The organism is Flavobacterium sp. 102, from assembly GCF_003634615.1.
Classification (GTDB): Bacteria; Bacteroidota; Bacteroidia; order Flavobacteriales; family Flavobacteriaceae; genus Flavobacterium.
In genome coordinates this window covers 1,349,640-1,361,992 of record NZ_RBKX01000001.1, presented here as the reverse complement: position 1 = coordinate 1,361,992, position 12,353 = coordinate 1,349,640, and the positions used below count along the sequence as shown (strand labels likewise).

The window sequence follows — 12,353 nt, the reverse complement described above, 5'->3', positions numbered from 1 at the left end:
AATATAGAAAAATTATGTTTTTATTTATAATCTTATTCCTTATTTTTTGTGTCGATAATTAAAGTAACCGGTCCGTCATTTAAAAGTAAAACTTTCATGTCGGCGCCAAATTGTCCGGTTTGGACTTTCTTATCCAACTCGGCTTCCATTTGAACAATAAAACTTTCGTATAACGGAATAGCAACATCAGGTTTAGAAGCCTTAATGTAAGACGGCCGATTGCCTTTTTTGGTCAAGGCATGTAATGTAAATTGGCTCACAATAATCATTTCGCCATTGATGTCTTTTAAAGATAGGTTCATGACGTGGTTTTCATCTCCAAATATTCTGAGATTGGCAATTTTCGCGGTCAGCCAATTAATATCTTCGAAATTGTCTTCGTCTTCAAAACCAACCAACACTAACAATCCTTGTTGGATGTCGGCTACAATTTGACCTTCTATGGATACGGAAGCTTGGGAAACTCGTTGAATTACGGCTTTCATCTAAATAAAAATTTACTAAATACTGCGACTGTAAACTGAATATTACTTCCGGGTTTCATCACTGGCAATTCGGTCATCATTGTAAATATCAGAACGATAATGTTCATCATCACCTTCGAGTATTTTGAGATAACTATTGTAGCGTGACCAGGCAATTTTATTGTCTTCTAAAGCTTGTTTCACAGCGCAATGCGGTTCTTCTTTGTGCAAACAATTGTTGAATTTACACTGTTCTTTTAGCTTAAAAAACTCCGGAAAATAATCACTAATTTCTGATGGTTCCATATCAACGATTCCGAAACCTTTAATTCCGGGCGTATCTATGATTTTGGCATCAAAAGACAGATCATACATTTCGGCAAAAGTGGTGGTGTGTTGCCCTTGTTTGCTTTGTTCGGAAATGTGTTTGGTTTTCAAATTCAAATTGGGTTCCAAAGCATTGACCAAAGTTGATTTCCCAACACCCGAATGTCCCGAGAACATACTGACTTTTCCGGTCATCATCGATTTCAATTCGTCGATTCCTTTTTTCTCAATAGCAGAAGCACGCAAACACTTGTATCCAATTTCAGAATAGATGTATTGCAAATACAATTGCTCATCACGCATAGCTTCATCATAGGTATCAATCTTATTAAAGACTAAAACCGCTTCAATGCCATAAGCTTCGGCCGTAACCAAAAATCTATCTATAAAACTAGTCGTTGTTGGTGGATTATTAATGGTAATCAGCAAAAAAACAATATCAATATTGGAAGCGATAATATGCGTTTGCTTCGACAAATTCACCGATTTTCGGACGATATAATTCTTTCGCTCGTGAATGTTGTGAATGGTTCCCGTAATGTCATCTGACGTATCATCTAACTCAAAATCGACGATGTCGCCAACCGCAATCGGATTGGTACTTTTGATGCCTTTCATGCGAAACTTTCCTTTGATTCGACATTCATAGAACGTAGCATCTTCGGCTTTGACAGTGTACCAACTTCCGGTAGATTTATATACGAGTCCGGTCATTTTTTGAATTTAGGATTCAGCAAAGGTAAAAAAAGGAAACCGTTATTGTATTCAAAAAAAATCAAATAAAAAAAGGCTGCGATAATTTCACAGCCTTTACATTTTTAATCTTCTAGAATCATGCGTCCTAGTTTATCTTGTTTCCTTCTGGAAGAATATATAATAAACTCTTTCTGATTCTTTCTGTAGTAAACTCCCGGACGGATAACTAACTCGGCTTTTACCACTTCTTCAGGATCCTTTCTGGTAATTTGACCTTTATCGTCAAAAATGAAAAGCGCCGGAACTGCGTTGTTATAATTGCCTAATGATTTAATCTCTTCAATATCGGTAACGCCTTTGTTCTTCACATTATCATTGAACAGGATGTTTAAAACACCATTTTTGTAAATCGGAATAGCACCCAAATATTCTGGTCCTTTACCCATTTGCGCTAATGGAATGGCAATTGCACCACCAACCGCAAAATTTCCGTTTCCACCACCGAAACCAAATGCGAATGACATAGTGGTCACAGAAGCTGATTGTTCTTTTGGTAACACATTACTCCAATCTAACGAACCATCCGGTTTTAAACATGTAATGATGATTTCATTTTTGGTATAAGTTACCGGAGTGAAGGCTAATGGTCCGATTCCTGAACTTTGCCCAACGTAAACAAACTGCAATTCAGACAATACGATGATTCCACCATCGTTTTTCTCAATAAGCGTTGTGATGTTATATAATGGTTTTACATCTCTTCCTTTTTTGGCTTTTCTTTCACCTAATAATTTAACTTTGGTGGCATAATCAAACTCGTTGAATTTTAAGTTGTCATTTGCATTGGTAGCCAAATTAATAGTCGCGTTATAAACTCCTTTTAATTCTTTATTGGCTTTACCATTATCGCGAACGCTTGAGTAAAAACCAACCAATTGTAATGTGTTTTTGTTGGTTGACAACATCTTACAGTTGATGATTTCTTTCCCTTTGATGTTGATGTCTATAACTTCTTTAGTGTAGTTATTGGCTCTTTTGAACGCATGAATTTGGAATTTCTCAATTTGCTCTTTCTTTTTTGAATCTCTGTAACTTTCGTTGATTACCAAAAAGACATCATCTTGAAAATTCAATTCAAAATCAGAAATGGTAAACTCATAATCTTTTTTGCTGTCGTCAAATTTCACTTTTTCTTCACTGGTGAAAAGGGTTGCCAATTTGTCGTCGAACAATTTAACTTCATATTTAATCGCATCTTCTTTAGGAAACCGTGAAGTATGCATGATTAACAATGCGCCTTCATCCGGAGATTGTTTGAAATAAAACCCGCCACGCTCTGATTTTTTGGCTACTTCAGAATTGAATAAGGTAACGGTTGATTTGCTAATGATGCCTTTTTCAGAAATCTCGGCACCAATTAAGTTGAATATTTTTTCTTTTTTATTGAAAACACTTCCAATCGCATAAAGTTTTCCGTTTAATAAAAAGATATCTTCAAAATCGACTTCTTTATCGCTGATTTGAGGGATAACGATTGGGTTCGACGAAATTAATTTCATCGTTTTAGATTCAAATATTTTCAAGAAATAATCTTCCTTTTCTTTGAATCCAAGGGCGTAAATTTTGGTGTCAGTTTCACCGATAATTTTTACGATTTTTTGTTTGTCTTCCGGCAATTCTTCACCATAAGTCATGTTGATTTTATCAATTTTGTTTTGTGCATTCAAGCTTATGCAACTGCAAACAAAAAAGATAAAACCTAAAAAGGTTTGTTTCATTTTGGTTGGTTTAAAAATTAGAGATTGTTTTTATTGTTGCGCAATGATACAAAAAAAACCTACCAATAAATCAGTAGGTTTCATTTTTTAACTTAAATAGACATTAGCTATTAATCACTTTTTCTTGGTGTGTAATACTTTCTTGGTGAATGGCTTTGAAAATCTTCAAGATAAACTCTTCGCTCAGGCCTTTTTCTTCTCCGTCTAGAATCATTTTCCCCAGAATTTCATTCCAACGTTTGTTCTGCAAAACCGCTACATTTTTCTCTTTTTTCAAGGCTCCGATTTTATCGGCAACTTTCATTCTTTTGCCTAAAATCTCTAATAATTTTCCATCATATTCATCAATATCCACACGAAACCTTGCCAAACGACTGTTGTATTCATCAGCATCATCGGTTTCTTTACGAATCCTCAAATCCTCAAAAATTTGTTTTAAAACGGTTGGCGTAACTTGTTGTGCCGCATCACTCCAAGCGTTGTCTGGATCGATATGGGTTTCAATAATCAATCCGTCATAATTCAAATCCAATGCTTGTTGCGAGACTTCCTGAATCATATCGCGTCTTCCGGTAATGTGTGAAGGATCACAAATTAAGGGTAAATCAGGAAAACGATTTTGCAATTCAATCGCCAATTGCCATTCCGGAATGTTTCTGTATTTTGTTTTTTCGTAAGTCGAAAAGCCTCTGTGTATTACGCCTAACTTTTTGATTCCGGCATTGTACAAACGTTCCACACCGCCAATCCACAAAGCCAAATCGGGATTCACCGGATTTTTAACCAAAACGATTTTATCCGTTCCTTCCAACGCATCGGCAATTTCCTGAACCGCAAATGGGTTTACAGTAGTTCTGGCACCAATCCACAGCACATCGATATCATGTTCTAAAGCCAATTTCACATGCGCAGCATTAGCGACTTCAGTGGCCATTAACAATCCTGTTTCGGCTTTGGCTTTTTGCAACCATTTCAAACCAATGGCACCAACGCCTTCAAATCCGCCCGGACGTGTTCGTGGTTTCCAAATTCCGGCGCGATAAATTGAAACGTCTGAGTTTTTCAATTCGTGAGCGATTTTCAAGACTTGTTCTTCGGTTTCGGCACTACATGGTCCGGCAATTACCAACGGGTGACTTAATTTAAAATCATCCAACCATTTTCTATTTTCTGTTGTTATATTCATAGCTTTTTGTTTAGAGCCAAAAGCCATTAGGCATTAGGCAATAGTTTATTTTATTTATTTTTATTTCTATTGGCTCATGGCTATTGCCTTTTGCCTAAAATTAATTCTTTTCTTTTAAAATCTTGCAATTGTCTCTTGTATTTTTTCTTCGGTAACACAAAGTGAAAATCGGATATAACCTTCTCCATTGCTGCCAAAAATAATTCCAGGCGTGATGAAAATGTGCTTTTCGATTAAAACTTGATCAATGAAATCTTCTGCTGAAATTCCGTGAGGTAATTTGGCCCAAACGAATAAGCCAACACTGTTTTTATCGAAAGTACAATGCAGTTTTTCCGCCAATTGGAAAATTAGATTTCTACGTTTGGTGTAAATTTCGTTTTGCTTCTCGAACCAATCTTTCCCGAGTTTCAATGCTTCAATCGCGCCTTTTTGAATCCCGTAAAACATCCCGCTGTCCATATTGCTTTTGACTTTCAAAACCGCATCAATTAATGTAGCATTCCCTAAAACCATTCCGACACGCCAACCGGCCATATTGTAGGTTTTAGATAAGGAATTCAATTCTAAAGCCACTTCTTTTGCGCCATCAACTTGTAAAATGGAGAATGGATTTTCGTTTAAAACAAAGCTATACGGATTGTCATTGACTATTAAAATGTGGTGCTTTTTGCCAAAAGCAATCAGTTTTTCAAACAATTCCACTGTTCCGTTCGCTCCGGTGGGCATGTGCGGATAAGAAACCCACATCAGCTTGACTTTCGACAAATCTTGCTTTTCTAATTGTTCAAAATCGGGTTGCCAATCATTCTCTTCCTTCAAGTCATAACAGATGGCTTTCGCCTGCACCAATTCGGCTACCGAAGCATAGGTCGGATAACCCGGATTCGGAATCAGCACTTCGTCGCCTTCATTTAAAAAAGCCAAGGAAATATGCATAATCCCTTCTTTGGAACCCATTAGCGGGAGAATCTCAGTATTGAAATTTAACGCAACGCCAAACTGATTCGCGTAAAAATCAGCCATGCCTTGTCGCAATTCGGGCAAACCTTGATAGCTTTGGTATTCATGGGCTTTGTCGTCAAACATGGCTTGACTCATGGCGTCAATTACGGTTATATCAGGCGCCAAATCAGGACTACCGATGCCCATATTGATGACCGGTTTTCCTTCGGCCATGAGTTGACGAACTTCACGCAATTTTCTGGAGAAATAATATTCTTGAACGCTGTTTAGTCTGTTAGCTGTTGTGATCATAATCTTCCGTTTTTGTATTCACCCAACACTTTGAAATGCGTGGTCATTAGGGCTAAAATATTTTTGGCTTTTTCGTAATGTTTGTACTTCTCAAAAATGACGTCGACAAAAAAAGAATATTGAAAAGGTGTTTCGATAATCGGCATCGATTGGATTTTGGTCAGATTGAGTTTACAGTTGTTCATTACATTTAATACTGTCGCCAAACTCCCGGCGGTATCATCGAGTTCAAATTTGACAGACGCTTTGTTAATCTGTTCTTTTGGCCATTCTTTATTGGTGGTTTTTACAATCACAAAGCGGGTTTTGTTGCTTTGAATCGTATGAATTCCGGCGGCGAGTATTTCCAAGTCATATAATTGGGCCGCAATCGGAGCAGCAACGGCGCCAATCCCGGTGAGTTTTTGCTCCTGAATTCTGCGTGCGGTTTCAGCAGTATCGCCACTTTCGACCAATTTAATGTGCGGATATTGGCTAAAAAAAACAGCGCATTGCAACAACGCAATCGGGTGCGAATGGACTTCTTTAATGTCTGCTATTTTTTGGCCTTTCAAAACCATTAGATTCATGTGAATGTCGAGATAATGTTCGCCAATAATGTGCAAATTGTTTCGGTCAATCAAAGCATAATTGGGAATAATCGAACCAGCGATAGAATTTTCCAACGCCATCACGCCTTTGTGCGCTTGGTTATTGACCAAACTTTTAACCAAATCATCAAATGACATGCATTCGTCTAAATCATACTCTTGCTGAAAAAACGACTGAGCAACTTGGTGGTGAAAAGAACCTTTAATACCTTGAATAGCGATTTTTGTTTCCATATCATCAAAAAAAAATCCCAACTCTCGTTGGGATTTATATTATTGTTGTTTTTAAAATTTAGTTTTTCACATAACACAATACCAATCCCTTTTTCTGTCCGAAGAAGAAATAAAAGAAATAGTTATAAAAGGTGTTAAATTGTCTCATAGCATTGTTCTGTTTGGCTAATGTAAAAAATTAAAATTTAGTTTCTACAAAAATGTAGTGAAAAATTTACGACAACGTTTTAGCTAATCAGAACACATGAATTGTAATCCTGATTTTAAGAAGCTATTTTTTCAAATGCGATGTAATTAACTAATTCTCCCTTATTGTTGAACTTTGGATAAGCTTGGATTTCACACCAATAAGTTGACCCATCTTTTTTATAATTCACCACTATTTCTTTAAAAGGCAGTTGACTTTTGATTGCTGTTCTTATGGTATCTCGACTTTCTTGCGTTGTTAATTTTCCTTGGAACATTTTGGGTGATTTCCCGATTACTTCGTGTGGATGATAGCCATTCATATGATAAATACCTTGCGTCGCAAAAACAATTTCCTGATTGGCATTGGTGATAATAATTTCGCGTTTTGCTTGATAAACTACTTCACTAAAATTTTCTTTTTTCTTCCAATGATTTTGAAAAGAATTATAGTTATTTATTTCCAAATCATGGCTTGCAAATATATCCCAAGCAATAAGCGGAACAGGAACTATCCTTAGTTTGTTGTAGTATTTAGCCAAAGCTATTTCATATTGTTCTGTCATTATTATTCATTTTTTAAGTTCGAGAAAATGAATAATAAACAATTCTTCATTAGCTAAACGAAGAAATATTCGGCTCAAGCACATCTCGTGATGCTCAAACTAAATCAATGATGTGTATCTGACTTATTCCTAATTTACAGGAAAACACAGTTGCACGACAGTCCAAGATTCTGACTTGGTTCCACATTAGAATAACTCAATTATTCCTAAATTGATTTTATTATGAAAACAAATATACACAATTGTGCAAAACCTAAAACACCATTCTTCACGTTATATAAATGTGCGTTTCTTTTTCCTTTAATTAATTATTACATTTGCTTCAAATAGTATGTTATGTCGATAGAAGTTCAAAATATTTCCAAAAGTTACGGTGCACAAAAAGCATTGGACAACATTTCATTTTCCATTAAAAAAGGAGAAATCGTTGGTTTTCTTGGGCCGAATGGCGCCGGAAAATCTACGTTGATGAAAATTTTGACGACTTATATCAATGCCGATGAAGGTTCGGCTGCCGTAAATGGCAATGATGTTAATAACGCACAAATCTTAGTGCAAAAATCGGTTGGCTATTTACCCGAACACAATCCGTTGTACTTAGACTTATACGTTCGTGAATATTTGGCTTTCAATGCCGATGTGTATAAGGTCGCCAAATCGCGTATCGAAGAAGTAATAGAATTAACCGGTTTAACGCCGGAAAGTCATAAAAAAATAGGACAATTGTCTAAAGGTTTTCGCCAACGTGTTGGTTTAGCGACTGCGCTTTTACACAATCCGGACGTGTTGATTTTGGACGAACCGACTACTGGTCTTGACCCAAATCAATTGGTGGAAATCAGAAATGTGATTAAGAATGTCGGTAAAGATAAAACGGTTTTTCTTTCAACACACATTATGCAAGAAGTGGAAGCCATTTGTGACCGCGTAATCATCATTGACCACGGCAAAATCGTAACCGATAAAAAGCTGGACAAATTGGTTTCTGAAGAAAAAGAGCAAATCATCGAAGTCGAATTTGACAAGGCAATTGACCCCAATTTATTGGCCAATTTAGCCAACATCAAAACGTATAAAAACACCAATGACAATCTTTGGTTACTGACTTTCAACACGGAAGAAGACATGCGTCCGAAAATATTCGACTTTGCGCATGACAACGGGTTGAAAACACTACAAATTAGTTTGAAAAGCAAGAATTTGGAGCAAATCTTTAGGGAGAAAACTAAGAAAAAGAGTAATTAGTAACTAGTGATTAGTTTTATGATAGTCGCTAAGCATTTCAAGTTATATGCCGTTTTATGAAATCGAAACTACGAACAAGTACTGTTTTAATTTGCGTACTTACAACCCTATTTTTTGGTTGTATTTCACTTTCATTTTTTAGAGATTCATCAACATCTTGGAATCAAAATTCCTTACTTGGAAGTATGACTTCTGTGTTATTTTTAGTATTTATTTTTTCAATATATAGATTTGGAAATATTGTAGAGATAAATTTAAGAGATGAAATTCTCATTGTTAGAAAACCTTTCATCTTCAAAAAAATGATTTACAAATTTTCGGACATAATTGGTTTTAGTTTTAGTAGTTATCATGCACGAGGAATTTCGTATAGAGCAATAAAAATTAAAGCTTTGGATAACACTTTTTTTATTTCTGATTTTGAAACAAAGAACTTTAATGATTTAGAAGTTATACTCTTAAATAAATTTCAGTTACTAGACCAAAATAGTAAGATTATAGATAATGAAAGGCGTGAATTAGAAATTCAGAAAAGAGAACATCAAAAACAAAATCAAGCTAAAGAGATTACAACTTTGTTAAGATATGCGAAAATTCTGGGTGGATTTATGGTTTTAGTAACTGTTTGGGATTTAGTTAATCGAGGGATAAATACCCAAAAAATGATTTGGACAATATTCTGCTTAGCTTTTATATGCTATGTATATTATAAATCTCGAAGTATAAATAAAAACATTTAGTAACAACTTCTTGGCTTGGGCTATTCACTAATTACTAATCACTTTTCTATCAAGGATAAATCACATTGCCTTGGTACAATTCTTCCACATCAACAACCGGCGGCACATTTTTTAAGATAATATTTCCGGTGCTGTTCATGGTGCCAATAATACTTTGAATAGGTCTTACTGTCATATCGTTAGAACCACGGTGAAAGACTTTTATATTTTGAGCAATTAGATTCTCAGCTTCTATTCTTCCGTCTCCGAAATAAAAATTAAACTCCGCCAAATTGGTTTGTCCCGAAAGATAAAATCGAGACACATTATTGTTCGCGATGTACAAATAATCATTGTTCACATTCAGAATAAAATCTCCGGTTCCGGCACCGCTTTCACCATCACCATCTTTATCCATCGCTATAAAAGCTATACTTGGGAAAGTCAAAACGCCATTCGAACTGATATTTCTATCCGTTTTTGAATATACTTCTTCCAAAGTTGGCGTGGTCACCAAAATCTTTGTCATACCATAAGAGCGAACCCAATTGCAACTGGCGTCGTCTTTAAAAATCAGTTGGTCACCATTTTGCTTGACTTCCACATTATCGATGAAATTTTCGCCGGCCACAATTTGTACTTTGTATTCCGTTCCTTGCGTAATGACAACTTCAATACCGCGGTAGACTTTTATCTTTTTGAATGGCTGAACCGCTATTTCTTTGGTAATTGTCGCGCCCGAACTCTCAATACAATCACTCGGTTTTTCACAAGCGTTGAACAGCCAAAACAAAATTATCAATACCGAAAACTTTTTCATACTGTCTGTTTTTTAAATTCTATATCCAATGCCAATTTCTAAAGCTTCTGCCAAAAACAAATGCGTTTTAAGCGAAAAAACACCAAAAAACTTATCCGAAAAACGATATTTCATCCCAACCCTATCATAAATCGCAATATCCTTTTTAAAAGGTTGATAAGCGTAATAGCCTAATTGTGCTTCGATTGAAATTTTATTGATGATTAATTCATGTCCAATGAAAATCCCAACTCTCTTGTAATCCGTATCAGAACTGATATTGTCTTCCGGATAGGCAACGGAGTAATAATTAATGTACTCTTCAATTGATTTGGTCAAAAACAATTCGGCGCCCAATTGTAAAGCCGACTTTCTATTGATACGCTTATCTGCATAAAAACCAATGTGGTAAAAAGGATACTGACCACTATTGATAATCGGACTTTCATTGATTCCGGTTCGAAACACAAAGTTGTATCGAATGGGTTCTTTATACTTTTTTGGGACAGTAGTCGTATCAACTTGGCGTTGAAAATCCTTCGAAAAATTATAATTCACCCCAAGATTCAGCAAGTAAGTATTAATACCGCTGTTGGGCGATACAATTCTTCCATTAGAATAATGAACAAATAAAAGTCCCGCCTGCAAACTAATATTATCAAACAAAGACGGCGTAGTATAGGTCAATCCGAAATTGGTGTTGGCCATCAATCGATTTCCGAAAGCTTTATTCTTACTGTTGTCAACTTTGTCATACGGATTGGTAGTGTAGGCAATTCCTTGTGACAATCTAAATTGCAATCGTCTTTTCCAGAAGTGAAAATTGTAAAAAACGCCTGTGGCATAATTCTGTCCTAACGGCTGACTTTTAAAATCCTGGTACAAAAAATAGCCTCCATAATCCGGATAATTATACGCTCGATGCCATTCTTTAGAACCATCAGTTTTTTTGATAACACTCAACATAAAACCTTGCGGATGACCGTTAACCAAATGATGCATGTCTTCCGTATGAGGTAAAATATTGCCCCTTAAAATAGAAGCTTCAACCGCAAAAGGATTGGTATTTTGACCAAATCCAGAAAAGGCTAACAGTAAAAAAAGCAGGTAAGTTTTCTTCATCCTAAAATTTAAAACGCACAAATATAACGGAATATATTTAATAGAATACCTAATTGTCATTTGCTGCGCCAGTTCGCTGTGCTCGTGCCGACTTTAGGAGAAATCAGGAGCGAAAAGTTCGGGCATTTTTGTTGGCCATATTCCCGCTGTCCATGCTACACGGTAGCTATTGCCATCGGGGCTAAATAGGATTGGTCTTTTGTAAAATCAGTTTAAAAAACTTCTTTTGCAATCGCCTTAATATTTTCTGCTTTTCCCATCGAATAGTAATGCAACACCGGAATTCCGGCAGCAACGAGTTCCTTACTTTGAGCAGTACACCATTCGATTCCTATTTGTTTTACTTCATCATTGTCTTTCGCTTTTACAACTGCCATAATCAAATCATCAGGCAATTCTAAACTAAATCGGTGCGGAATTAAATTCAATTGCTTCTTAGTCGCAATAGGTTTCAATCCCGGAATAATCGGAACCGTAATTCCGGCAGCGCGACATTTATCCACAAAATCGAAGAATTTTTTATTGTCAAAAAACATTTGCGTAATGATATATTCCGCGCCGTTTTTGATTTTTTGTTTTAAGAAATGAATATCACTGTCCAAACTCGGTGCTTCCATATGCTTCTCAGGATAACCGGCCACACCGATACAAAAATTAGTTTTGGCCGAATTTTTCAAATCTTCATCCAAGTAAATGCCATTATTCAAATTGCTGATTTGCGTCACCAATTCGGTCGCATATTCATTACCTTCTTTCTCCGGATGGAAATAAGTTTCCGTTTTCAAAGCATCACCGCGAAGTGCCACAACGTTGTCAATTCCAAGAAAATCCAAGTCAATCAACAAGTTCTCGGTATCTTCTTTGGTAAAACCACCACACAATATATGCGGAATCGCATCCACATTGTATTTGTTCTGAATTCCGGCACAAATCCCAACCGTTCCCGGACGCTTTTTGACCACTTTCTTTTGCAACAAACCGCTTGGCAATTCTTTGTACTCATATTCCTCACGATGGTAAGTCACATCAATAAACGGCGGATTGAACTCCATCAACGGGTCAATACTGTCAAAAATAGACTGAATATTTTGCCCTTTCAAAGGCGGTAAAATCTCGAAAGAAAACAGGGGTTTTCCGTTCGCGTTTTGGATATGTTGGGTAACTTTCATTTATGTTGTCTGTTA

The 12,353-nt window shown here is 36.2% G+C and carries 12 protein-coding genes; 2 read left to right on the top strand and 10 right to left on the bottom strand.

Translation table 11 applies throughout. From position 1 onward, the window contains the following. Positions 1-32: 32 nt before the first annotated feature. The 7 genes from dtd to C8C84_RS05990 form a co-directional block, all read right to left on the bottom strand. A complete protein-coding gene (gene dtd, locus C8C84_RS06020; protein ID WP_121312675.1) occupies positions 33-485 on the bottom strand; it encodes a D-aminoacyl-tRNA deacylase in 453 nt (150 codons plus the stop codon). Between the two features lie 42 nt (positions 486-527). Then, positions 528-1,505 carry a ribosome small subunit-dependent GTPase A gene (gene rsgA / locus C8C84_RS06015; protein ID WP_121312674.1) on the bottom strand — a complete coding sequence of 326 codons (978 nt, stop codon included), beginning with the start codon at positions 1,503-1,505 and terminating at the stop codon, positions 528-530. 104 nt (positions 1,506-1,609) lie between these two features. Next, positions 1,610-3,265: a hypothetical protein gene (locus tag C8C84_RS06010; RefSeq protein WP_147406815.1), complete on the bottom strand. Its 1,656-nt coding sequence runs from the start codon at positions 3,263-3,265 to the stop codon at positions 1,610-1,612. Positions 3,266-3,368: 103 nt separating this feature from the next. Beyond that, complete coding sequence (locus C8C84_RS06005; protein WP_121314988.1) at positions 3,369-4,451, bottom strand: bifunctional 3-deoxy-7-phosphoheptulonate synthase/chorismate mutase type II; 1,083 nt, start codon at positions 4,449-4,451, stop codon at positions 3,369-3,371. Between the two features lie 114 nt (positions 4,452-4,565). Then, the gene (locus tag C8C84_RS06000) at positions 4,566-5,708 is read right to left on the bottom strand and encodes a pyridoxal phosphate-dependent aminotransferase (RefSeq protein WP_121312672.1); all 1,143 of its coding nucleotides are present in this window, start codon (positions 5,706-5,708) and stop codon (positions 4,566-4,568) included. Continuing rightward, the gene (locus C8C84_RS05995; protein WP_121312671.1) at positions 5,705-6,532 is read right to left on the bottom strand and encodes a prephenate dehydratase; all 828 of its coding nucleotides are present in this window, start codon (positions 6,530-6,532) and stop codon (positions 5,705-5,707) included. The genes C8C84_RS06000 and C8C84_RS05995 overlap by 4 nt, the downstream gene beginning before the upstream one ends. Before the next feature lie 263 nt (positions 6,533-6,795). Then, positions 6,796-7,284, bottom strand: a complete 489-nt coding sequence (locus C8C84_RS05990; protein ID WP_121312670.1) for a PAS domain-containing protein — start codon at positions 7,282-7,284, stop codon at positions 6,796-6,798. A gap of 336 nt (positions 7,285-7,620) precedes the next feature. Between C8C84_RS05990 and gldA the strand changes: the two genes are divergently transcribed. Then, on the top strand, positions 7,621-8,529 hold the full coding sequence (gene gldA, locus C8C84_RS05985) for a gliding motility-associated ABC transporter ATP-binding subunit GldA (protein ID WP_121312669.1): 909 nt from the start codon (positions 7,621-7,623) through the stop codon (positions 8,527-8,529). 56 nt (positions 8,530-8,585) lie between these two features. Then, positions 8,586-9,269 (top strand): hypothetical protein, encoded by a 684-nt coding sequence (locus C8C84_RS05980; protein ID WP_121312668.1) that lies wholly within the window; start codon positions 8,586-8,588, stop codon positions 9,267-9,269. Positions 9,270-9,318: 49 nt separating this feature from the next. On the opposite strand, the gene C8C84_RS05975 is transcribed toward C8C84_RS05980, so the two are convergent. From C8C84_RS05975 to metF, 3 genes are all read right to left on the bottom strand, one after another. Then, entirely contained in the window at positions 9,319-10,068 is a 750-nt protein-coding gene (locus C8C84_RS05975) for a head GIN domain-containing protein (protein WP_121312667.1), read from the bottom strand. 12 nt (positions 10,069-10,080) lie between these two features. After that, complete coding sequence (locus C8C84_RS05970) at positions 10,081-11,169, bottom strand: acyloxyacyl hydrolase (RefSeq protein WP_158592548.1); 1,089 nt, start codon at positions 11,167-11,169, stop codon at positions 10,081-10,083. Positions 11,170-11,381: 212 nt separating this feature from the next. Next, entirely contained in the window at positions 11,382-12,338 is a 957-nt protein-coding gene (gene metF / locus C8C84_RS05965; protein ID WP_121312665.1) for a methylenetetrahydrofolate reductase [NAD(P)H], read from the bottom strand. Between the last annotated feature and the right edge of the window lie 15 nt (positions 12,339-12,353).